Raw genomic sequence first — 22,353 nt, 5'->3', positions numbered from 1 at the left:
CTTCAGCGAACATACTGATGAGTATGCTAGATGGTTAATTTTCATAAGGCAACCGGGAAATCCCTATCAGATAGCATCATCTTAGAAGATCCTCACGGGTTTACATACTCAACGGTATGCACTACGCTGAATTGCATTATTCACGCAGGGACGCGATATGAGCCAAGATACGCAGCGCGACGCAAGCCGTCGATCCTTCCCGCCGATGCACCAGCGCGACTACCTCGCGTGGCCCTTCTTCGATCCCGGCCATCGTGCCTTTGTGCAAAGCGTCGACGAGTTTGCCGACAGCGGCGCCCTCGACGATGTCGATCATCACCAAGTTGACGCGAGCTGCCGCCGGCTGGTCGCACAACTAGGCAAGGCCGGCCTGCTGCGCGCATGCGTACCGGCAGCCTACGGCGGCCTCGCCCCGGAAATCGAATCCCGCCGCCTGGCGCTAGCCCGCGAAGCACTGGCCTACCGCGACGGCCTCGCCGACTTCTCATTCGCCATGCAAGGCCTGGGCAGCGGCCCGATCAGCCTCGCCGGCTCCGAAGCGCTCAAGGCCGAGGTCCTGCCCAAGGTGCTGCGCGGCGAACTGATCCCCGCCTTCGCCCTCTCCGAAAAAGACGCCGGCTCCGACGTCGGCGCAATGTCATGCAGCGCGCGTCGCGACGGCGCGCACTATGTGGTCACCGGCGAGAAGACGTGGATCTCCAACGGCGGCATTGCTGATCTCTACGTGCTGTTCGCCCGCACCGGCGAAGCGCCCGGCACGCGCGGCATTTCCGCGTTCGTCGTCTATCCCGACGATCCTGGCTTCTCCATTGCCGAGCGCATCGATGTGATGGCGCCGCACCCGTTGGCAACGCTGCGCTTCGATGAGATGCGGATTCCTGCTGAGCGATTGCTTGGTATGCCTGGTGAGGGATTCAAGCTCGCCATGCGCACGCTTGATATTTTTCGGGTCTCGGTGGCGGGTGCTGCGCTGGGGTTCGCGCGGCGGGCGTTCGACGAGGCGGTGGCACATGCCGGTTCGCGGCAGATCTTTGGTGCGGCTTTAGGGGAGATGCAGCTCACGCAAGCCAAGCTTGGCGAGATGGCTGCAATGATCGATTCGGCCGCCCTGCTGACCTACCGCGCTGCATGGCGACGCGATGTGCAGAAGCTCTCCACCACGCGCGAAGCGGCCATGGCCAAGATGACAGCCACCGAGAATGCACAGGCAGTGGTGGACGGTGCACTGCAGCTGTTCGGTGCGCGCGGCGTGCAGGTTGGCGGGATCATGGAGAGCCTGTATCGGGAGATACGGGCTCTTCGCATTTATGAGGGTGCGACGGAGGTGCAGAAGTTGATTGTGGCGCGGGAGGTGATGCGGCAGGGGTAACTCGGTGGTTGGCGACGTTGGCGGTGAGCCGGCCATGTCTTAGCGCTCGTTCATCACGCCCTCCTCGATGGCGCCCCGGTCTAGCTCGTGCGCTGGATGACTGGCGACGCTTCCAATAGCCGCTTTCTCGATCATGTTTCGATAGGCGTGCCCGACCTTGACGCGGCACGTCCGTTCTATGACTCGGTCATGCAGGCACTGGGGGCAACGAAGGTCTATGACCGCCCCGATGCGCTTGGCTACGGCGAGCGCTGCACGTCCGGCGATACGGTATCGACGTGTCTGGCGGTCTATCTGGACCCTGGCGTGATCGAAGCAAACAAGCGGCACTGGTGCTTCAAGGCGGCGTCCCGCAAACAGGTGGACGCATTGTTCGCGGCGGGCCTCGCTGCCGGGGGACGTTCGGATGGCGATCCGGGCCTCCGGCCTCACTACCATCGCGAATACTACGCAGCATTCCTCTTCGATCCGGCGGGCAATCGCGTGGAGGCGGTGTGCCATTCGGCCTCGAAATGACAGCGGCGCCTGGCAAGGCACCGAATGCGGCTAAAGCAGCACATGCCGTGAAGCATCGCCAGCCGACCAGGACATCGTTCAGCCTTGGCGCGCCGCGCAGGGGCCGCACCGTCCCGCTCCAGCACTGAAATGAGCCTGGACGGCCTCAAGCCAGTTGTCGCCTGCACCATTCCCACGCACCGCCCCGCCCATTGCACTGCACCATGACCGTGCCGCCCCGCCCCACCTCGGCGCATCCGGTCCCCGCCTGACGCTCCCCCGCAGCGCAAAACCCCCTCCATCCATCACAAACAGCCCTGGCACACCGCTTGCGTAATAAGACGCGAGCGGACCAACGGCGGCCCGCTCACCCCACACAGGGTAGCAGCGGTCTTCACCGCTGCCACCAGGACAACGGCGTCCCCTGATCTGGTCTTCATGACCGGATTGCGGGACGCCATTTGTTTTTATGGAGCCATGATGACCGGCAAAGCCACCCGCATCGAACTGCTAAGCCTGCGCACCCCGCAGATGCGCGCCTTCCACCTGACGTGGATGGCCTTCTTCGTGTGCTTCTTCGCGTGGTTTGCCTGTGCGCCGTTAATGCCGGTGCTCAAGGGCGAATTTGGCCTGACCCTCGACCAGGTCGCCAATATCAATATCGCGGCGGTGGCCGTGACCATTCTCGTGCGGCTGGCCATCGGCCCGCTGTGCGACCGTTTCGGTCCCCGCCGCGCTTACACCGGCCTGCTTGCGCTGGGCGCGATCCCCGTGCTGGGCGTGGCGATGGCGCAGAGCTACGAGGCCTTCCTGTTCTTCCGCCTGCTGATCGGCGCGGTCGGGGCGAGCTTCGTGATCACGCAGTACCACACCTCGGTGATGTTCGCCCCCAACGTGGTGGGTACCGCCAACGCGGCGGCGGCTGGCTGGGGCAATGCCGGCGGTGGCGCGGCGCAGGCACTGATGCCGCTGCTGCTGGGCGGCGTGCTGATGCTGGGCGTGAGCCACACCATGGGCTGGCGCCTGGCACTGCTGGTACCCGGCGTGCTGATGCTGATCATGGCGGTGCTCTACTGGCGCTACACCCAGGACTGCCCGCAAGGCGATTTCAAGGACCTGCGTGCTCGCGGCATCGCCATCGACAGCGGCAAGAAGGGCGGCTGGGCCAGCTTTGTCGCCGCCGCCGCCAACTACCGCGTGTGGATGCTGTTCGTCACCTACGGCGCCTGCTTCGGCGTTGAGATCTTCATCCACAACGTGGCTGCTACCTACTATGTGGACCACTTCGGCCTGTCGCTCGGCAGCGCCGGCCTGGCCGCCGCGAGCTTCGGCCTGCTTGCCCTGTTCGCCCGTGCGCTGGGCGGCTGGCTGTCGGACAAGTCGGCAATGCGCCGTGGCCTGGACGCGCGCTCCACCCTGTTGTTCGTGCTGATCCTGGGCGAAGGCTTCGGCCTGCTGTGGTTTGCCCAGGCACACAGCGTAACGGCGGCCATCGTCGCCATGCTGACCTTCGGCTTGTTCACCCACATGGCCTGCGGCGCCACCTACGCGCTGGTGCCCTTTATCGACCGCAAGGCGCTGGGCGGCGTGGCCGGGATCATCGGTGCCGGCGGCAATGTGGGCGCCGTGGCCGCGGGCTTCCTGATGAAGGGCCTGGGCAACCTGCAGCAAACGCTGACCGTGCTGGGCGCGGTGGCCATCGTCTCAGCCCTGTGCGCCATCGCCGTGCGTTTCTCGGCCGAGCACAAGGCCAGCGAGCAGGCGCTGTTCGACAACGCACTGGCCGGCTCCGGCTCCTGAGCCCGCCCGACGCAAAGACGCCACGCAAGCACACGCACCAGCGGCCCCACAGAACAAGGAAATCATCATGAAACTGATCATCATCGGCCACGGCATGGTCGGCCACAAATTCCTGGAATGCCTGGCCGAGGCAGGCTCGCAAGATATCGAAGTCACCGTGCTGTGCGAGGAAGCGCGCCCGGCCTATGATCGCGTGCATCTCTCCGAATTCTTCGCCGGCAAGTCCGCCGAGGATCTCTCGCTGGTGGAAGCCGGCTTCTTCGAGCGCAGCAACATGCTGCTGCGCCTGAACGCCCGCGCCACCGGCATTGACCGCGCCGCCAGGACCGTGACGGTGTCCACCGGCGAGACGCTGTCCTACGACAAGCTGATCATGGCCACCGGCTCCTACCCCTTCGTGCCGCCGCTGCCAGGCAAGGATCGCAAGGATTGCTTCGTCTACCGCACCATCGAAGACCTGGAAGCCATGCAGGAGTGCGGCACGCGCTCGAAGACCGGCGTGGTCATCGGTGGCGGCCTGCTGGGCCTGGAATGCGCCAAGGCGCTGCGTGACATGGGCCTGCAAACCCATGTGGTGGAATTCGCCCCGCGCCTGATGGCGGTACAGGTGGACGACGGCGGCGGCGCCATGCTGCGTCGGAAGATCGAAGAACTCGGCGTCACCGCGCACACCCGCAAGAACACCGTGGAAATCGTCGACGGCGAAGATGGCACCCATCGCATGAACTTTGCCGATGGCAGCCACCTCGACACCGACATGATCGTGTTCTCCGCCGGCATCCGCCCGCGCGACGAACTGGCCCGCGCCAGCGGCCTGGCCATTGGCGAGCGCGGCGGCATCACGGTGGACAACCAGTGCCTGAGCTCAGACCCCGACGTGTACGCCATCGGCGAATGCGCGCTGTGGGACGGCAAGATCTACGGCCTGGTCGCACCCGGCTATGAAATGGCCCGCGTGGCCGCCAGGCACCTGCTGGGCCAGCAGGCCGAGTTCACCGGCGCCGACATGAGCACCAAGCTCAAGCTGATGGGCGTGGACGTGGCCAGCCTGGGCGACCCGCACGGCAACGCGCCCGGCAGCCGTTCCTACCAGTTCACCGACGAGCGCAAGCAGGTCTACAAGAAGCTGGTGGTGTCTGAATGCGGCAAGTACCTGCTGGGCGGCGTGCTGGTGGGCGATGCCGAGGAATACGGCACCCTGCTGCAACTGATGCTCAACAAGATCGAATTGCCCGAGTCGCCCGAATTCCTGATCCTGCCGTCCTCCGATGGCCAGGCCAAGCCTGGGCTGGGCGCTGACGCGCTGCCGGATTCCGCGCAGATCTGCTCGTGCAACAACGTTTCCAAGGGCGATATCTGCGCTGCCGTCGGCGCTGGCGCCACCACCATCGGCGGGCTGAAGAGTTGCACCAAGGCCGGCAGCACCTGCGGCGGCTGCGTACCGCTGGTCACGCAGGTAATGAAGGCCGAGATGAAGAAGCAAGGCCTGGCGGTCAACAACCACCTGTGCGAACACTTCGCCTACTCGCGCCAGGAGCTTTACCACCTGGTGCGCGTGGGCGGCTTCAAGACCTTTGGCGAACTGCTGGCGGCGCATGGCAAGGGCCTGGGCTGCGACGTCTGCAAGCCGACCGTGGCGAGCATCCTCGCCTCCTGCTGGAATGAGTTCGTACTCAAGGAAGAGCACGCCAGCCTGCAGGATTCGAACGATTACTTCCTGGGCAATATCCAGAAGGACGGCACCTACTCCGTAGTGCCGCGCATGCCGGGCGGCGAAGTCACGCCCGACGGCCTGATCGCGGTCGGCCAGGTAGCGCCCGGGTCGACATGTTCGGCGCGCGCGTGGAAGAGCTGCCGATGATCTGGGAAGAGCTGGCAAGTCCCTGCGCACCGTGAAATCCTGCGTGGGCTCCACCTGGTGCCGGTATGGCGTGGACGACTCGGTCGGCCTGGCCATCGAGATCGAAAACCGTTACAAGGGCCTGCGCGCGCCACACAAGATCAAGTTTGGTGTTTCCGGCTGCACCCGCGAGTGCGCCGAAGCCCAAGGCAAGGACGTGGGCATCATCGCCACCGAACGCGGCTGGAACCTGTACGTGTGCGGCAACGGCGGCATGAAGCCCCGCCACGCCGAGCTGCTGGCCAGCGACCTGGACCGCGAAACCCTGCTGCGCTATGTGGACCGCTTCCTGATGTTCTACGTGCGTACCGCCGACCGCCTGCAACGCACCAGTGTGTGGCGCGACAACCTCGAAGGCGGCCTGGACTACCTCAAGGCCGTGGTGCTGGAAGACAGCCTGGGCATCGGCGCCGAACTGGAAGCGCAGATGCAGCATGTGGTGGATACCTACGAAGACGAATGGAAGGCCGCCGTGACCAACCCGGAAACCCGCAAGCGCTTCCGCCATTTCGTCAACAGCGACATGCGCGACGACAACCTGGTCTTTATGGAAGAGCGCGGCCAGATCCGCCCCGCCACGCCGGAGGAACGGAACTTGCGTCAATCCCGGCTTGAGCAGATCCCCGTGATCGTCAAGGCAGCCTGAACCGTCCCGACCCAACATCCCGCGCCAACGCAAAAGGAAGACATCATGAGCCACACCCACCATACCGCCGCCTGGACCGCCGTTTGCAGCCTGCGCGACATCGTGCCCAATACCGGCGTGTGCGCACTGGTGGACAAGGCACAGATCGCCGTGTTCCGGGTCGGCCCCGGCCACAGCGACGATCAGGGCGGCAACGGCGACCAGGTGTTCGCCATCTCCAACTACGATCCCAATTCCAACGCCGCCGTGCTGTCGCGCGGCCTGGTCGGCAGCCTGGGCGAGCGCATCGTGGTGGCGTCACCGATCTACAAGCATCACTTCGACCTGCAGACCGGCGAATGCCTGGAAGCGCCCGAGCACGCCATCACCGCGTATCCGGCCCGCGTCTATGACGGCAAGGTCTGGGTGGCCGCATGACCACGCCTCCCAAACCCCGCCTGGTGGTGGTCGGCAACGGCATGGCCGGCATGCGTACGGTCGAGGAGTTGCTCAAGCTCGCGCCCGACCTCTATGACATCACCGTGTTCGGCGCCGAGCCGCACGGCAACTACAACCGCATCCTGCTCTCGCCGGTGCTGGCGGGCGAGAAGACGGTCGCGGAGATCATGCTCAACACCCGCGACTGGTACCAGCAGAACGGCATCGAACTGCTGGCGGGCGATCCGGTGGTGGCGATCGACCGCCGCCGCCGGCTGGTGCGCTCGCAATCCGGGCGTGAAGTGGGCTACGACCGCCTGCTGCTGGCGACCGGTTCCAAGCCTTTCATCATCCCCGTGCCGGGCCACCAGCTCGATGGCGTGATCGCCTTTCGCGACATCCAGGACGTGGAGACCATGCTGGCGGCTGCCCGCAACCATCGCCACGCCGTGGTGATCGGCGGCGGCCTGCTCGGCCTGGAAGCCGCCAACGGCCTGATGCGCCAGGGCATGGAGGTCAGCGTAGTGCACGTGGCCGACAGCCTGATGGAGCGCCAGCTCGACAGACCCGCCGCCGCGTTGCTCAAAGAGGCACTGGAGCGCAAGGGCCTGCGCTTCCTGCTCAATGCCAATACCAGCGGCATCCTTGGGGAAGACCGCGTCACCGGCGTATGCTTCAAAGACGGCACCCAGATTCCCGCCGACCTGGTGGTGATGACCGCCGGCGTGCGCCCCAATATCGAACTGGCCCAGCAGGCCGGGCTGCGCTGCGAGCGCGCCATCGTGGTGGACGACACCTTGCAGACCTATGATCCGCGCGTGTACGCCGTGGGCGAATGCGTGCAGCACCGGCAAGCCACCTTCGGGCTGGTCGCGCCGATCTGGGAACAGGCGCGCGTGGCCGCCGCGCACCTGGCCGGCGCCGGGCATCGCCGCTATGTGCAGCAGGCCACCGCCACCAAGCTCAAGGTGACTGGCGTGGATCTTTACTCCGCCGGCGACTTCGTTGGCGGCGAAGGCAGCGAGGATCTCGTCATGCGCGATCCGCGCCGCGGCATGTACAAGCGGCTGGTGCTGCAAGGCGGGCGGCTGGTCGGGGCGGTGCTGTACGGCGACGTGCAGGACGGCCCCTGGTACTTCGACCTGATCCAGAGCGGCGCCCCGGTGGGCGCCATGCGCCAGCGGCTGCTGTTCGGCAAGGCGCAGTGCGAGGCCATGGCAGCCTGACCGATCTAACGCTTGACCGATCTAACGCTTGAACGATCCAGTCCCCGATTGACCGCCAGCAACGAGCGCTAACGTGAACCTGTCCGATATCCCCGTCATCCTCTCCACCGGTTCGCCCACCCTGCTGTCCGCCGACGCCTCGGCCACCGTCACCGATACCACCTGCCCGTATTGCGGCGTGGGCTGCGGTGTGCGCGCCACCCGCCATGCCAACGGCAGCGTGGAGGTGGCCGGTGATGCCAGCCACGGCTCCAACCAGGGCCGCCTGTGCGTGAAGGGCTCGGCGCTGGCGGAAACCGTTGGCCTGGAAGGCCGCCTGCTGCACCCGCAAGTCCGCGGTGCCGACGGCGCCTTGCAGCAAGTGTCCTGGGATCACGCGCTTGACAAGGTCGCCCAGGGCTTCAAGGACATCATCGCCGAGCACGGCCCCGATGCCGTGGCGCTCTACGTCTCCGGCCAGTTGCTGACCGAGGACTACTACGTCGCCAACAAGCTGATGAAGGGCTTTATCGGCAGCGCCAATATCGACACCAACTCGCGGCTGTGCATGTCGTCGGCGGTGGCAGGGCACAAGCGCGCCTTTGGCGAGGACCTGGTGCCGGGCAACTACGAAGACCTGGAACTGGCCGACCTGGTGGTGCTGGTCGGCTCCAACACCGCGTGGTGCCACCCGATCCTGTTCCAGCGGCTGTTGAAAGCCAAGGAAGCCCGGCCCGACATGAAGCTGGTGGTGATCGACCCGCGCCGCACCGCGACGTGCGAGCTGGCCGACCTGCACCTGCCGGTCAAGCCGGGCACCGATGTGTGGCTGTTCAATGGCTTGCTGCACTACCTGGCGCAGCACGGCGCGCTGGACCAGTCGTTCATCGATGCCCATACCAGCGGCCTGGATGCCGCGCTGGCCGCGGCGGTGCCGCGCTGGCCGCGGCGGGCCCGGACTGCACCGATGTCGCCAAGGTGGCCAAGGCCTGCAAGCTGGACCCCGAAGCCCTGCGTGGCTTCTATGCGCTGTTCGCCGCCACGCCGAAGGTGGTGACCGCCTTCTCCCAGGGCGTGAACCAATCGTCGGCAGGCACCGACAAGGTCAACAGCATCATCAACTGCCACCTGGCCACTGGCCGGCTGGGCAAGCCGGGCATGGGCCCCTTCTCGCTCACGGGGCAGCCCAACGCCATGGGCGGCCGGGAAGTCGGTGGCCTAGCCAATATGCTGGCCGCGCATATGGAACTGGCCGACCCGCTGCACCGCGAGATCGTGCAATCGTTCTGGGGCTCGCCCGCCATCGCGGACCAGCCAGGCCTGAAGGCGGTGGAGCTGTTCGAGGCCATCGAGCAAGGCCGCGTCAAGGCCGTGTGGGTGATCGCCACCAACCCGGTCGTCAGCCTGCCCGATGCCGACCAGGCTCGCCGCGCGCTGGCCAGGTGCCAACTGGTGGTCAGCTCCGACATCATGCTGCGCACGGATACCAACGACGCCGCGCACGTCCTGCTGCCGGCGCTGGGCTGGGGCGAGAAGGACGGCACCGTCACCAGTTCCGAGCGCCGCATCTCGCGCCAGCGCGCCTTCCTGCCGGCGCCCGGCGAGGCCCGCGCCGACTGGCGCATCCTGTGCGACGTGGCCACGCGCATGGGCTTTGACGGATTCCGCTTTGCCGGACCGCACGAGATCTTCGATGAGCACGCGCGGCTGAGCGCGTACCGGAACGCGGGCATCGGCAATCAGGCCCACGCGCCACGCCTGTTCGACCTCGCCGGGCTGGCTGGCATGAGCCAGCAGCAATTCGACGCGCTCTCACCGGTGCAATGGCCGGTGATGGCCGCGCCCTCCGGGAGCCTCGCCAACGCATCCGGCGGCACTGCCCGGCTGTTCGCCGACGGCCGTTTCGCCCATCCCGATGGCCGCGCCCGCTTTATCGCCACCGCGCCGCGCGCGCCGTTCCACGCCACCGACGACGAGTTCCCGCTGGTGCTCAACACGGGCCGCGTACGCGACCAGTGGCACACCATGACCCGCACCGGCAAATCGCCAAAGCTGGCCGATCACATCGCCGAGCCCTTTGTCGACATGCACCCGCAGGACGCCCTGCTGTGCGGCGTCAGCGAAGGCAAGCTGGCTCGCGTGACCACGCGCTGGGGCGCCATGGTGGCGCGGGTGCAGCACAGCGGCGGCATTGCGCGCGGCAGCGTATTCGTGCCGATCCACTGGAACAGCCAGTTCAGCTCCGATGCGCGCGTGGGCGCGCTGGTCAACCCGGTGGTGGACCCGGTCTCTGGCGAGCCCGAGTTCAAGCACACGCCGGTGCGCGTGGAAGAGTTCCGCGTGTCGTGGCATGGCTTCGTGTTGAGCCGAGAGGACCTCCAGGCGGACGCGCTGACCTACTGGACGCGCATCCAGGGCCGCCAGTTCCAGCGCTACGAGTTCGCCGGCCGCGAGACCATCGCCGAGCGCGCCGCGTGGGCCCGCCAGTTGCTCGGCATCGATGACCCCAATGCGGACTGGATCGAGTACGAAGACCGCACTGCCGGCGTCTACCATGCCGGCCACGTGGTCGACGACCGCCTCCAGGCCTGCATTTATGTGTGCACGCGCCCCGAACTGCCCTCGCGCGCGTGGCTGTCCACGCTGTTCGCCAAGGAGCGCCTGGAAGACGCCGATCGCATTGGCCTGCTGCTGGGCCAGCCGATGGAAAAAGGCGCCGACGCCGGCCCCACTGTGTGCTCTTGCTTCGGCGTGGGGCGCAACACCATCTGCGACGCGGTGCGCAAGCACGACTTGAAGACGCCGGCTGAAGTCACCGCCTGCGTGAAGGCGGGCGGCAATTGCGGGTCTTGCGTGCCGGAACTGAAGAAGCTGCTGGCGGAGATACGGGTGGCGGAAGTGGCTTGAGGCAGCAGGCAGTGCTCCGGGGCAAGCCTGCAGGGCGACCTGCGTACTACGGAGGCGGGCGATAACCCAGCGCCGCCACAGCCGCGACGCCCCGGCTCTGCCGGCAGGCATCGTTGCAATCGCTTAGCGCGGCGTCCAGCGCCACCCGGATTTCCGGCGCGGCGCTCGCGCCCGCCGCTACGCGCTCGCTCGCGCTGTCCTCCCTGGTGGGAGGCAGGCCCGAAATCAGGCCGGCGGCGAAACCCAGCGCCAGCACGGCGCCGGCTCCCAACAAGCATGTGATGCGATATCGAGCCTTCACGACTGCCTCCTCTTTGCTCGTATCCCTTTTTCTTCCCCTGCCGTGCTCTTGTGGCGCTATGGTGCTATGACGCTGTGGCGATGCACTAGCGCGGGCACGGTTCCTTGACTAGAAGGTAAGCACCAGGGGAAAAAACCTCCTCGTCCATGCAGACTAGGGTCGATCCCCTACGCCCGTGCGCGCTGCGTACGACAAGACTCGATTGGCGACGGATGAGGGGATGGATAAGGGGACGGACAAGGGGACGGATCAGGGAAGACGCCGAAGGCGTGTGGAACTCGCAACGAGATGCCGGCAAAGCGCCACGGGCGCCGCCAGCTATTCCCCGTAGAGTTGCAGCAGCGGCCCGACGCACCCGGCGAGGTCCACCGGCGCCAGCCGCAGTGAACGGACGCTCAGCAGGCCCCATAGATGCGCCGCCAGCAGCGCGCCCTTGTCCTGCTCGCCCAGCAGCCTGCCAAGGCCATCGCACAACGCCATGCCGCGGGCACGGATGCGGACCGTCAGATGACAAAGCTCGCATTCAGGCGTGCAAGCGTGATGCAGCAAGCCGAGGACGATGCCCGCATAGCGCAGCACGGCCTCGTCCTGCAACATCGTCGCCAGGGCGCGCTCCAGGTTCGGACGGGCCAGGCTGCGCCCGGAACCGGCCAAGGCCGCGAGCCGGCCGGCCATATGCGCCTCCGCCCGCGCCATCACGGCGGCCAGCAGGTCGGCGCGGCTACGGAAGTGTCCGTAGATCGCGCCGCGTGTCATGGCTATCGCGCTGGCCACCTGCTCCAGCGTGACGGATTGCACGCCCTGGCGCTCGAACAGCAACTCAGCGCTTGCCAGGATGCGCTCGCGCGTGACGGCCGCATCATGCGGACAACGCCTCACCATGGCTGTACGGCACGCGCCTTACTGTGGATGGACGTCATCCGGCCCCCAGAACGCGCGCATCCCGGTAATGCGCCCGTCGGCACCGAAGGTCATCACATCGGTCACGTCGATGCGTACCGAATGCCCCTGCATCCGCGCATACACCGCGAAGCTCAAGGCTGCGGCATTGCCGTGCGACCCCCGCGGCGGCGCCGCCACCTCCAGGCGCGCGCCGAGCGACGTCGCGTGCCGATAGAAGGCGAGGATGCGCTCCCGCCCGGCTATCACCGGGCTGCCGACGGGGTCCTCGACGGTCGCGTCGTCGGCAAACAGCGCCACCACGCGCTCAGCGTCCGCCGCATTGAAAGCGGCCACGTAATCGAGCAAGGTGGCCTTCATGGCGGCGCTCTTGTTCGCGGTCATGGTCATGGTCGTGTCGATGGTCATTCCCTTCCTCGTTGAAGATAAGGTCGCTCAACGCGCCGTATAGCCGCCATCGATCACCAGTTCCGCGCCGGTCACGTAGCGGGCCGCGTCGGACACCAGGTAGAGGATGCCCGCGGCGATATCGCGCGGCTCGCCAAGGCGGCCCATCGGCGCTTGCGAGCCGAGATAGGCGAACAGGCCCTCGCCCTGCCCCGAGGCATGCGCCACTTCCTCCAGCATCGGCGTGCGGATATAGCCCGGATGCATGGCATCGGTCTTGGCCATCATCCGCACCGCCGCCTTGGAGGCGTGGTACGGCGGCACGTCCGGGCCGCCGACGATGCCGTACATCGACGACACATTGACGATCGAGCCGCCACCCGCGCGCTCAAGATGCGGAATCGCATGCTTGGTGCAGAGGAAGGTGCCGGTGACGTTGACGTCCATCACCCGTTGCCATTGCGCCAGCGCGAGTTCGTGGGTCGGCGCGTTGACGCCGTCGATGCCGGCGTTGTTGACCAGGACATCGAGGCGGCCGAAGCGCGCGGCGATCTCGCCGAACACCTTGCCCACCTCGGGCTCGCTGGACACGTCCAGCTTCCAAAAGGCGGCCTGGCCGCCTTCGGCCTCGATGCGCTGCACGGCGGCCTGGCCGTCCGCTTCCAGCAAATCGAGCACCGCGACCTTGGCGCCGGCCGCAGCCAGCACACGCGCGGTCTCGGCGCCGATGCCGCGCGCGGCGCCCGTGATGGCGGCCACCTTGCCACGCAGATCGAACAGGTTGAACGGGTATTCCATGTTGTCTCCCAGGTTTATTGATCTTTGCGCTGCCGGCACGCAGGCCGGACAGCCATGCTACACCGCGGCCTCGGCCGTATCCGCGAGAAAGCCCAGGCACTCGCGGTTGAAGTAATCGCTGTGCTCGACCATCACCCAGTGGCCGCAGCGATTGATCAGCACGAAGCGCGCATCGCGGCACCCCTGCAGGAACTTGAGGGCGCCACCGGCGGGGTTGAAGCGGTCTTCCGTGCCCCAGAAACCCAGCACCGGGCACGCGATCTCGCCCAGGCGTTCGGTCAGGTTGGGCACTTTCATGGTGGCCAGCACCTCGCGCGGCTGCTCCTTGCACACGGCCATGCGCTCATCCACCAGCGCATCGGTGACCAGCGTGGCGTCATGCACCAGCAACTTCAGCAGCTCGCGCATGGTGCCGGGATTCATATGCCCGCCGGTGAAGAGCGACACCATCTTCTCGATGCCTTCCATGCGGAAATAGGTCTCGCGGTCTTCGACGCCACCTGGCGCCATCATCACCAGGCGGCTGACATGCTCCGGGTAGTCCAGCGCATATTTCAGCGCGATGGCGCCGCCCAGCGAGTTGCCCACCAGCACGCAGCGCGGCAGTTCCAGCGCCAGCAATTGCGCGCGCAGCGCGGCCACGAAGAAGTCCAGCGTGTATTCCACATCGGCCGGCTTCGACGACTGCCCGTAGCCCGGCAGGTCGACCACCACGGTGCGAAAGCCCGCCGCGGCAAAAGCCGGCGCGTTGTGCTTGAAGTTGCTGTGGCCGCTGGCGCCTGGGCCGCTGCCGTGGATGAACACCACGGGTTCGCCGGTGCCTGCATCGATGTAGTGCAGGCGCAAGCCGTCTGGCGTGGTGATGGTCTGGCCGGCTGGTAATACTGCAGGCGACGTACTGGACATGTCGGTGTCTCCCCTGTTGTCATGACGAACCCGGCCAATCATGCGCATGCGCAGCGCGGCGGGCATCGTCTTTTCGGACTACGAAGCGCTGCGCAGCGCGCGTCCGGCGTGGGCGCGCGCGAGGCTTGGCAGGCTCACGGCAGCGCCTGCACCGGAGGCATCTTGAAGTCTCCGTTCAGCACCGTGTCGCCAGGAACATAGGCGCGGGCAAACAGCTCGAACGGCCCTCCGTCTGCCGGGGTGGGCAGCCAGTTCGCCTGCCGCGGCCCGGTGGGCGGCGTCGGCTGCAGCCAGATATCGATCGTGCCGTCGGCGTTGGCCACCAGTCCAGGCGTGCGGCTGCTGACGTGATAACGGTCATGCGCATTGCCCGACAGGAACTGGCCCTCCTTCTCCACCGTGTACAACGCCACCGACCAGAATGCGCGCGCCGGCAGCCCGCCGGGGGGCAGGCTCAGCCGGTAGCGCCGGCCGCCCGAGAGCGCTTGGCCCCGGCTGTCGCTGAGGGTGATCCAGTAGTCCGCCTCGGTGCGGGCCAGGCCCAGCATGCCCATGCCGAGCGCCAGTGCGCTGGCGCGCAGATCGTAGTCGCGCATCTGCGTGGTACCGAGTTTCGAGCCGGCCGGGTTGTATTCAATCCAGCCGTGTGCAGCGCCCGCTGCCATATAGGCCGCAAGAAACTGCCCCTCAAGCTTCGCGTGGTCCGCGCGCCAGGCTGCCTGCACCGGTGCCGGCAACCGCTCCCAGCTGCAGTCCTTGCCGCAGATGCCGATCGCGCGGTAGCGCTCGATCAGGCGGGCATCGTGCGCTGGCGGCGGGTCGAGCTCCAGCATCTGATTGACCACATCCACGAAATTCTTCGGGTCGTCCGCAACGGGCCGGACGCGCGGCGCCGCGGCAGCTGCGCCTGCCGTTGCGGCCGGTGTGATCTTGAAGCCGTCCTGAACCGCATTCGCAGCGCTCTGGTCCGCCGGGCCGTCCACCAGCACGCGCAGGTTCACATAGACGTCGTTGCCAGGCGCACGCACCAGGGTGGCGCCGGCCGGGACTTCGCCCTGCCAGGCAGGACCGGCCAGAAGATACTTCTGCGCCTGCGTGCCCGTACTGCTATAGCCCGCGTAGAAAAAGGTGTTGGAGTAGAAGTCAATGAGCGTGAGTACGTAGTAACGGCCCTGGGTGTCGGGTGTGTCCAGCAGGACCGGCCCGCGCGCCAGGTCGATCCATGCGGTCGAATAGAGCGCATCCACAATGGGCGCTGCGGCCCACCTGTCTTGTGGTGTGGCAATCGCCCTGGAATGCGCCAGCCGGTTCAGCGTTGTGCTGGTGCGGCTGTTGCTCGTCTCCAAGGCAGTCCAGCGATACTGGGAAAGCTTGTAGAGCGGAAAGGCGTAGTTATAGGCCTGCTGGATGAGCGCAGTATCGACCTCCTCCCGGGCCATGGCCTGGCCGCCTATGCCACAGGCCAGCAACAAGGCGGCACCAATGCCGCCGGCAGCGCGGGCAAAAGCGCGTTTGCCTTTTTTTATCAGTATCGGCGACGTATCGGACATGGCTGGTGCCTCGGTGTTGTTGTGATCAAAGGCGTGGCACGGTGATGTGTGCGACGAGCGAGCCCGATCATGCGTGCCTGGCCGCAAGCCCTGCATCGTCTTTTCAGACTACGAAGCGTCCGGTGGATTTCCCTAAGATCGCACTGACCAGCAAGGCAACGAGACCAAGGGAAGACAGAGATGACGGGATTCAACTTCAGCGGCAAGACGGTGTTGGTGACAGGTGGCGCGCGCGGCATTGGCCGCGGCATTGCCGAGGGCTTCCTGGCGGCAGGTGCCCGCGTGTTCACCTGCGGGCGCACACCGCCGGAGATCGACAGGGTGCAGCCCCGACACGCGGAGTTCATCACAGCCGACATTCGCGACGCCGAGCAGGTGGAAGCCCTGCTGACCCGGATCGTCGATAGCACCGGCGCGCTCGATATCGTGATCCACAATGCCGGCGGCGCACCGTTCGCGCTCGCCGCCGACGCCTCGCCGCGCCTGATGGAATCGATCATCCGCCTGAACCTGGTGGCGCCGCTGCAATTGGCGCAGCGTGCCAACGCGCGCATGCAGGCCCAGGCCGGCGGCGGCACGCAGATCTTCATCGGCAGCGTCAGCGCGTTGCGGCCCTCACCCGGCACCGCCGCCTACGGCGCGGCCAAGGCGGGCATCCTGAACGCGGTTCGCTCGCTAGCGGTGGAATGGGCCCCGCGCGTGCGAGTCACGGCCGTGAGTCCGGGCCTGGTGCTGACCGAGGCCGCACAGCAGCAGCACTACGGCGATCCGGCCGCGCTCCAGCAGGTGGCCGATACGGTGCCGCTCGGACGCCTAGCCACGCCACGCGACATCGCCGACGCCTGCCTGTTCCTGGCCTCGCCGCATGCCACCTACGTATCGGGCGCCAACCTGGTCATCGACGGTGGCGGCGAGCGCCCGGCCTTCCTCGGCGCGGCAGCCCACCAGGCCGGCTGACCCGCCCGGCGCGCGCCTACTCGACCTTGGCCGGATGCGCCTGCACCGGCCCGCCCAGCACCGCGCGGTAGGAAACCGGCTCCTTGCCGTCGATATCGCGAATGCCGTACGCCTGCGCAATCTCGGCGCTGATCAGCACCTGGCCGGATTTCTCCATGACGGCGGCGTCGCCATGCAAGGCGAGTATGACCTTGCCGGTGAACTCCGGGCTCTCCGCGCTCGGCGCAAAGGCGGCGTATTTGCCGGGCTCGCGCTCCCAGACCCGCATGGTGCGCTCGGTGCGCAGCGGGCCCATCCAGACCGATACCGCGGCCACGCCATGCGGGCGCAGGTCGACCGCCATGTCTTTGGCGAACTTGTCCACGCCGGCCTTCTGCGCGCCGTAGGCCGGGCCGTGCATATAGCAGCTCGCGCCGAAGGACGACGTGAACGCCATCAATCCGCGCCCGCCAGCCACCATCAAGGGCGCCGCATGCCAGCTCGCCACATAGGCCGAGCGCAGGCCCACGTCGAGGATATCCACCAGGGCCAGCGGCTTCTCCCAGAAGCCGCCTGGCTCGATCAGTTCGTCATGCAGGAAGGTGGCGTTATTCACCAGGATGTCAAGCCGCCCGGATTCGTCGCTCACCTGCTCGAACAGCTTGCGCACCTGTGCATCGTCGCGATGGTCGCAGGCCACCGCGATGCCCTTGCCACCGCGCGCATCGATCTCGCGCGCGGTCTCGTGGATGGTGCCGGGCAACGGCGCCTCGCCGTTGCGCTCGGTGCGCCCGGTGACGTACACCGTCGCGCCGGCTTGCGCCAGCGCCAGCGCGATGCCCTTGCCCGCGCCACGCGAGCCGCCCGTGACTACCGCAACGATGGATTCCTTTGCACTGCGCATCGCATTCCTCCCCAGTGATGCCCGCGCCGCGAACTCGCTGCGCGGGGCGATGCCCGACGCTATCGCGCACGCCGCCGCGCTTCATCCTCCGTTCGGACTAGCGGCATGCGCGAGTGCGGCCGTTCGCCATCGCCTAGGGGAAACCGTCTAGTCCGTTCTGACGATTCCGCGCCCTGCCCCGGTCATTACGCTTCCCATCAAAGAAAAGCAACAAGACGTGCCAGGTCAATGCATCACCGCGCATCACCAACACCATAGGGGAGACACATGCAAGCATCACAGACGGGTTCACCGCAGGCTTCATCGCATCGCGCACGCAGGCTACGGCCAGCCGCCATCGTTTCGGCCATCGCCGCGGCGATCACGCCGTCCGCCTGGGCCGGCAACACCATCGATCTCGGCAACGATACGACGCTGAACTACTCCTTTACCGCCACCTACGGCGCCGCGGTCCGCACCGGCGCGCAGAGCGGCGCGCTGCTGTCGCCGTCCAACGTCAATGGCGACGATGGCGACCGTAACTTCAAGCGCGGCGACATGATCGCCAACCGTGCCACCCTGCTTGGCGAAGCCAATCTCCAGCGCGGAGAGTTTGGCGTGTTCGTGCGCGGCAGCGCCTTCTACGACCGCGCCTACCGCACGTCGAACGCCAACGATGCGCCCTCCACCGTCAACCACAGCGGCGCCTTCAACGAGTTCACCGATTCGGCGCGCTACTACCACGGCCAGCGCGCGCAACTGCTGGACGCCTACGCCTACGGCACCTTCGGCATCGACAGCACGCGCCTGAACGTCAAGGTCGGCAACCAGGTGGTGGCATGGGGCGAGAGCCTGTTCTTTCCCAATATCGCCGGCGCCCAAGGCCCCGCGGACGCCACCAAGTCCTTCGTGCCGGGCGCCGAGGTCAAGGACATCCTGCTGCCGGTACCCCAGCTAGCGCTGCAATGGCAGGTCAATCCCGACATCAGCCTGCTCGGCTACTACCAGTTCACCTACAAGTCCAACCAGCTGAGCGCGCCCGGCAGCTACTTCAGCACCAGCGATATCGTCGGCCCCGGTGCGCAGTACATCATCGGCCCGGGCGGCTTCCAGATCCCGCGCGGGCCGGATATCAACCCGTCCAACTCCGGCCAGTGGGGCCTGGGCACGCGCTTTCGCGTATTCGGCGACACCGAACTCGGCCTGTACCAGCTGCACTACCACGACAAGAACCCGAGCGTGGTGACCTCGCTGTTCCCGACACTGCAATACCAGCAGAAGTTCTTCGGCGACATCAACCTGACCGGCGCGAGCTTCTCCACCCAGATGCTCGGCGCCAATATCGCCGGCGAAGTCAGCTACAAGGACGGTGTGCCGGTCCTGGTGAACGTGGCCGGGTCGCCCACCGCCACCCGCGGCAAGGTGCTGCAGGGGCAGGTCTCGGCAATCTACGCCATCGGACCGAGCTTCCTGGCCAACTCGCAGAGCTTGCTCGGCGAAATCGCCTACCAGCACGTGGTCGACGTGACCCCGGTCAACGGCTTCAGCACGCTGACCAACACCACCAACTCGGCGGCGCTGCAGCTGGGCTGGTCGCTGACCTACAACAATGTCTTCGACGGCTGGGACATGACGGTGCCCCTCACCTATTCCCAGGCCCTCAGCGGCAGGTCGGCCGTCGCCGGCGCCTTCGGCTCCCTAACCGGTTTCGGTGACCGCCGCGCCAGCGTGGGCGTGACCTTCAAGTACCTCAACAACCTCGAACTCAGTGCCCGCGAGGGCCGGCTTCATTCCCAGGAGCACACCCATGCAACAGCACACGAAGAGAACGATCCGCGGCACGCTGCTGGCGGCCAGCATGATGCTGGCCGTCGGCGCCCACGCCAAGGTCACACCGGACGAGCTCAAGCAGCTCGATGACAAGCTCACGCCCATGGGTGCCGAGCGGCCCGGCAGCAAGGACGGCCAGATCCCAGCCTGGAGCGGGAAGTGGCTCGGCGTGCCAGCGGGTGTGCAGTGGAAGCGGGGCGAGCGCTATCCGGACCCCTATGCCGCGGAGAAACCGCTCGCCGTCATCACCGCGCAGAACCTGGCGCAATACGCCGACCACCTGACCGAAGGCACGAAGGCTCTGTTCAAGAAGTACCCCGACACCTTCAAGATGCCGGTCTACCCAAGCCACCGGGATTTCCGCTACGAGGACGCGGCTTACAAGAACATCCGCCTGCTCGCACCCGAGGTCAGCATGACGGCGGACGGCAACGGCCTGAAGAGCGCGCCGCCGCAAGCGCCCTACCCGATCCCCAAGAATGGCCTGGAGCTGATGTGGGACCTGCGCTTCGCCGCCGCCATCGGCACGGAATCGGCCACCTACGGCCAGGCGGTGGTGTACCCGGACGGCAATATCGCCTGGGGCCGCGTGCGCTACAACATCTTCTCGCCCCGCAACGCGGCCACCTTCGACGCGAAGAGCGAACTCAACAGCAAGACCTTCTTCCGCCAGGCTACCGACCTGCCGCTGCGCGATCGCGGCACGCTGCTGGTGGGCTATGAGCTGTGGGACCAGGAAGGCGCCAACACCCGCCGCACCTGGCAATACAACCCCGGCACGCGGCGCGTGCGGCAAACGCCGGAGTACGGCTTTGACCAGCCCTCCGGCCCGGGCGGCTTCCGTACCGTCGACGACGACCGGCTCTTCAATGGCTCCGGCGAGCGCTACAACTGGAAGGTGGTGGGCAAGAAGGAAATCTATGTGCCCTACAACAACTACAAGCTGATGAGCGCCGCGGTGAAGTACCAGGACATCCTCGGCAAGGGCCACGCCAACCCGGAGCTCATGCGCTACGAGCTGCATCGCGTGTGGGTGCTGGAGGCCTCGCTCAAGGAGGGCTTCCGCCACCAGTACGCCAAGCGGGTGCTGTACATCGACGAGGACAGCTGGAACGCCGTGATCGCCGAGAACTATGACGCTCGCGGACAGCTGTGGCGCGTCAACCTGGCCGGCTCCGTGTACGCCTATGATGCCCAGCGCTTCTACACGACCACGGCCTTCTATCACGACCTGGTGTCGGGCGCCTACTTTGGTCCTACTTCTCGCCGGACGCCGCGCGCGGCTCGGGCACCTGATACCGGCCCCTCGGCCCCACCGCAGGCTCGCGCGGACCCATGCCGACGGCATCGGTCCGCCGCGGGCCTCAAGTCCCTTCCAGCCATGAAACCTGACCTGATCGCCTCGCTAGGCGAGGAACTCCACCAGGCGCTGAGCGCGCGCGTGCCGGTCGCACCCCTGAGCGGACGCGGCCACCCGATCACGGTGCGCGACGCCTACCGCATCCAGCAGCAATTCGTCGCGCACCGGCTGGCGCAGGGCGACCGCATCACCGGCAAGAAGATTGGCGTCACCAGCCTGCCGGTGCAGCAGATGCTGGACGTGCACCAGCCCGATTTCGGCATGCTGCTGGCCAGCATGCATTATCCCGACGGCCACGCCATCCCCGCCGCCACGCTGATCCAGCCGCGCGCCGAAGGCGAGATCGCCTTCTTCCTCCAGCGCGACCTGCGCGGCCCCGGCGTGACCCGCGCCGACGTACTGGCCGCCACCGAAGCGGTTTGCGCCTGCTTCGAGATCGTCGATTCGCGCATCCTCGACTGGCGCATCCGCATCGAGGACACCGTGGCCGACAACGCCTCCTGTGGCGCCTACGTGCTGGGCGAGGAGCGCGTGCGCCTAGACGGCCTCGACCTTGCCGCCTGTGCCATGACGCTGGAAAAGAACGGCGCCGTAGTCGCCACCGGGCTAGGCAGCGCCGCCCTCGGCCATCCCGCCGAAGCGGTGGCCTGGCTGGCCAATACGCTGGGCGAGCTCGGCATCAGCCTGCTCGCCGGCGAGGCCATCCTGTCCGGCTCGCTCGCGGCCCTGATTCCGGTCGTTGCCGGAGACCGCCTGCACCTGCGCATCGACGGCATCGGCAGTTGCAGCACCCGCTTTACCTGACCTCTCCCACCCTGCCCGCTCCAAGCAAGGAAGCCCCATGGCAAAAATCAAGTGTGCCCTGATCGGTCCCGGCAATATCGGCACCGATCTGCTCTACAAGCTGCGCCGCAGCACCATTCTGGAACCGGTGTGGATGGTCGGCGTCGACCCGGCCTCCGACGGCCTCGCCCGGGCCCGCGATCTGGGCCTGAAGACGACCGACCAGGGCCTCGATGGCCTGCTGCCGCACCTGGCCGCGGACGACATCCGCATCGCCTTCGATGCGACCTCGGCCTACGTGCACCGCCAGCACTCCGACCAGCTCACCGCGCGCGGCGTGCGCGTGATCGACCTGACGCCGGCGGCCATTGGCCCCTTCTGCGTGCCGCCGGTCAACCTGGATGCACATCTCGGCAGCAATGCCATGAACGTCAATATGGTCACCTGCGGCGGCCAGGCGACCATTCCCATGGTGTACGCCGTGTCGCGCGTGCAGGCGGTGGCCTATGGCGAGATCGTCGCCACCGTTTCCTCGCGCTCGGTCGGGCCTGGCACGCGCCGGAACATCGACGAGTTCACCCGCACCACCGCCGGCGCCATCGAACAAGTGGGCGGCGCGCGGCAGGGCAAGGCCATCATCGTCATCAACCCGGCCGAGCCCCCGCTCATCATGCGCGACACCATCCACTGCCTGACCGAGGACGAACCAGACGTGGACGCCATCACGGCGTCGGTCCACGACATGATTGCCGAGGTGCGGCAGTACGTGCCCGGCTACACGCTCAAGAACGGCCCTGTCTTCGATGGCAAGCGCGTCTCCATCTTCATGGAAGTCGAGGGCCTGGGCGACTACCTGCCCAAGTACGCCGGCAATCTCGACATCATGACCGCCGCCGCCGCCCGCACCGCCGAGCGCATTGGCGCCGCCATGTTGCGCGGCGCGCTGCCCGCCGTGGCCACTACCGCATAAGGAGCCCGAC

The 22,353-nt window shown here is 66.8% G+C and carries 16 protein-coding genes and 3 pseudogenes; 12 read left to right on the top strand and 7 right to left on the bottom strand.

Features of this window, described 5'->3' with window-relative positions:
• Positions 1-205 precede the first annotated feature (205 nt).
• From OR16_RS01030 to OR16_RS01000, 7 genes and pseudogenes are all read left to right on the top strand, one after another.
• Positions 206-1,369, top strand: a complete 1,164-nt coding sequence (locus tag OR16_RS01030) for an acyl-CoA dehydrogenase family protein (protein ID WP_006156110.1) — start codon at positions 206-208, stop codon at positions 1,367-1,369.
• Positions 1,370-1,465: 96 nt separating this feature from the next.
• Positions 1,466-1,885 (top strand): VOC family protein, encoded by a 420-nt coding sequence (locus OR16_RS01025; protein WP_006156109.1) that lies wholly within the window; start codon positions 1,466-1,468, stop codon positions 1,883-1,885.
• Between the two features lie 459 nt (positions 1,886-2,344).
• Complete coding sequence (locus OR16_RS01020) at positions 2,345-3,664, top strand: MFS transporter (protein WP_006156108.1); 1,320 nt, start codon at positions 2,345-2,347, stop codon at positions 3,662-3,664.
• Between the two features lie 67 nt (positions 3,665-3,731).
• Positions 3,732-6,210: pseudogene (gene nirB, locus OR16_RS01015) on the top strand (nitrite reductase large subunit NirB).
• Between the two features lie 45 nt (positions 6,211-6,255).
• Complete coding sequence (nirD, locus tag OR16_RS01010; protein ID WP_006156107.1) at positions 6,256-6,627, top strand: nitrite reductase small subunit NirD; 372 nt, start codon at positions 6,256-6,258, stop codon at positions 6,625-6,627.
• A complete protein-coding gene (locus OR16_RS01005) occupies positions 6,624-7,853 on the top strand; it encodes an NAD(P)/FAD-dependent oxidoreductase (protein WP_006156106.1) in 1,230 nt (409 codons plus the stop codon). The genes nirD and OR16_RS01005 overlap by 4 nt, the downstream gene beginning before the upstream one ends.
• A gap of 73 nt (positions 7,854-7,926) precedes the next feature.
• A pseudogene (locus OR16_RS01000) lies at positions 7,927-10,739 on the top strand (molybdopterin-dependent oxidoreductase).
• 46 nt (positions 10,740-10,785) lie between these two features.
• Here OR16_RS01000 and OR16_RS00995 read toward each other — a convergent pair.
• The 6 genes from OR16_RS00995 to OR16_RS00970 form a co-directional block, all read right to left on the bottom strand.
• Positions 10,786-11,040, bottom strand: a complete 255-nt coding sequence (locus OR16_RS00995; RefSeq protein ID WP_141639813.1) for a hypothetical protein — start codon at positions 11,038-11,040, stop codon at positions 10,786-10,788.
• Between the two features lie 318 nt (positions 11,041-11,358).
• Positions 11,359-11,922 (bottom strand): TetR family transcriptional regulator, encoded by a 564-nt coding sequence (locus OR16_RS39420; RefSeq protein ID WP_006156104.1) that lies wholly within the window; start codon positions 11,920-11,922, stop codon positions 11,359-11,361.
• 18 nt (positions 11,923-11,940) lie between these two features.
• Positions 11,941-12,348, bottom strand: a complete 408-nt coding sequence (locus OR16_RS00985; RefSeq protein ID WP_006156103.1) for a nuclear transport factor 2 family protein — start codon at positions 12,346-12,348, stop codon at positions 11,941-11,943.
• A 27-nt stretch (positions 12,349-12,375) separates the two neighbouring features.
• Complete coding sequence (locus OR16_RS00980) at positions 12,376-13,125, bottom strand: SDR family NAD(P)-dependent oxidoreductase (RefSeq protein WP_006156102.1); 750 nt, start codon at positions 13,123-13,125, stop codon at positions 12,376-12,378.
• A gap of 57 nt (positions 13,126-13,182) precedes the next feature.
• Positions 13,183-14,031, bottom strand: coding sequence for an alpha/beta fold hydrolase (locus OR16_RS00975; RefSeq protein ID WP_006156101.1), 849 nt, complete (start codon positions 14,029-14,031; stop codon positions 13,183-13,185).
• 134 nt (positions 14,032-14,165) lie between these two features.
• A complete protein-coding gene (locus tag OR16_RS00970; protein ID WP_006156100.1) occupies positions 14,166-15,581 on the bottom strand; it encodes a DUF1254 domain-containing protein in 1,416 nt (471 codons plus the stop codon).
• Positions 15,582-15,761: 180 nt separating this feature from the next.
• Here OR16_RS00970 and OR16_RS00965 point away from each other — a divergent pair, with 180 nt between their 5' ends.
• The gene (locus OR16_RS00965) at positions 15,762-16,538 is read left to right on the top strand and encodes an SDR family oxidoreductase (protein ID WP_006156099.1); all 777 of its coding nucleotides are present in this window, start codon (positions 15,762-15,764) and stop codon (positions 16,536-16,538) included.
• A gap of 16 nt (positions 16,539-16,554) precedes the next feature.
• Here OR16_RS00965 and OR16_RS00960 read toward each other — a convergent pair whose 3' ends face one another.
• The gene (locus tag OR16_RS00960) at positions 16,555-17,421 is read right to left on the bottom strand and encodes an SDR family NAD(P)-dependent oxidoreductase (protein WP_006156098.1); all 867 of its coding nucleotides are present in this window, start codon (positions 17,419-17,421) and stop codon (positions 16,555-16,557) included.
• 267 nt (positions 17,422-17,688) lie between these two features.
• Here OR16_RS00960 and OR16_RS00955 point away from each other — a divergent pair, with 267 nt between their 5' ends.
• From OR16_RS00955 to OR16_RS00945, 4 genes and pseudogenes are all read left to right on the top strand, one after another.
• Positions 17,689-19,320: a DUF1302 domain-containing protein gene (locus OR16_RS00955; RefSeq protein WP_006156097.1), complete on the top strand. Its 1,632-nt coding sequence runs from the start codon at positions 17,689-17,691 to the stop codon at positions 19,318-19,320.
• A pseudogene (locus OR16_RS00950) lies at positions 19,259-20,526 on the top strand (DUF1329 domain-containing protein). The gene OR16_RS00955 and the pseudogene OR16_RS00950 overlap by 62 nt, the downstream one beginning before the upstream one ends.
• Positions 20,527-20,611: 85 nt before the next feature.
• Positions 20,612-21,394 (top strand): 2-oxopent-4-enoate hydratase, encoded by a 783-nt coding sequence (gene dmpE / locus OR16_RS40650; protein ID WP_081488633.1) that lies wholly within the window; start codon positions 20,612-20,614, stop codon positions 21,392-21,394.
• 37 nt (positions 21,395-21,431) lie between these two features.
• Complete coding sequence (locus OR16_RS00945; RefSeq protein ID WP_006156095.1) at positions 21,432-22,343, top strand: acetaldehyde dehydrogenase (acetylating); 912 nt, start codon at positions 21,432-21,434, stop codon at positions 22,341-22,343.
• Positions 22,344-22,353: the final 10 nt, after the last annotated feature.

The sequence above is a fragment of the Cupriavidus basilensis OR16 genome, assembly GCF_000243095.1.
GTDB classification, from domain to species: domain Bacteria; phylum Pseudomonadota; class Gammaproteobacteria; order Burkholderiales; family Burkholderiaceae; genus Cupriavidus; species Cupriavidus basilensis_D.
The sequence above is the reverse complement of the archived record's forward strand: the minus strand, read 5'-3'. Positions and strand labels throughout refer to the sequence as shown.

Excerpts from the sequence above, each read along its gene's own strand:
- OR16_RS00980 (WP_006156102.1), bottom strand. The coding sequence starts at position 13,125 with ATGGAATACCCGTTCAACCTGTTCGATCTGCGTGGCAAGGTGGCCGCC.
- OR16_RS00945 (WP_006156095.1), top strand. The coding sequence starts at position 21,432 with ATGGCAAAAATCAAGTGTGCCCTGATCGGTCCCGGCAATATCGGCACC.
- OR16_RS00970 (WP_006156100.1), bottom strand. The coding sequence starts at position 15,581 with ATGTCCGATACGTCGCCGATACTGATAAAAAAAGGCAAACGCGCTTTT.
- OR16_RS00975 (WP_006156101.1), bottom strand. The coding sequence starts at position 14,031 with ATGTCCAGTACGTCGCCTGCAGTATTACCAGCCGGCCAGACCATCACC.
- dmpE (WP_081488633.1), top strand. The coding sequence starts at position 20,612 with ATGAAACCTGACCTGATCGCCTCGCTAGGCGAGGAACTCCACCAGGCG.
- OR16_RS01020 (WP_006156108.1), top strand. The coding sequence starts at position 2,345 with ATGACCGGCAAAGCCACCCGCATCGAACTGCTAAGCCTGCGCACCCCG.
- OR16_RS01030 (WP_006156110.1), top strand. The coding sequence starts at position 206 with ATGCACCAGCGCGACTACCTCGCGTGGCCCTTCTTCGATCCCGGCCAT.
- OR16_RS00960 (WP_006156098.1), bottom strand. The coding sequence starts at position 17,421 with ATGCGCAGTGCAAAGGAATCCATCGTTGCGGTAGTCACGGGCGGCTCG.
- OR16_RS01025 (WP_006156109.1), top strand. The coding sequence starts at position 1,466 with ATGACTGGCGACGCTTCCAATAGCCGCTTTCTCGATCATGTTTCGATA.
- OR16_RS00985 (WP_006156103.1), bottom strand. The coding sequence starts at position 12,348 with ATGACCATCGACACGACCATGACCATGACCGCGAACAAGAGCGCCGCC.
- OR16_RS00965 (WP_006156099.1), top strand. The coding sequence starts at position 15,762 with ATGACGGGATTCAACTTCAGCGGCAAGACGGTGTTGGTGACAGGTGGC.
- nirD (WP_006156107.1), top strand. The coding sequence starts at position 6,256 with ATGAGCCACACCCACCATACCGCCGCCTGGACCGCCGTTTGCAGCCTG.
- OR16_RS01005 (WP_006156106.1), top strand. The coding sequence starts at position 6,624 with ATGACCACGCCTCCCAAACCCCGCCTGGTGGTGGTCGGCAACGGCATG.
- OR16_RS00955 (WP_006156097.1), top strand. The coding sequence starts at position 17,689 with ATGCAAGCATCACAGACGGGTTCACCGCAGGCTTCATCGCATCGCGCA.
- OR16_RS39420 (WP_006156104.1), bottom strand. The coding sequence starts at position 11,922 with ATGGTGAGGCGTTGTCCGCATGATGCGGCCGTCACGCGCGAGCGCATC.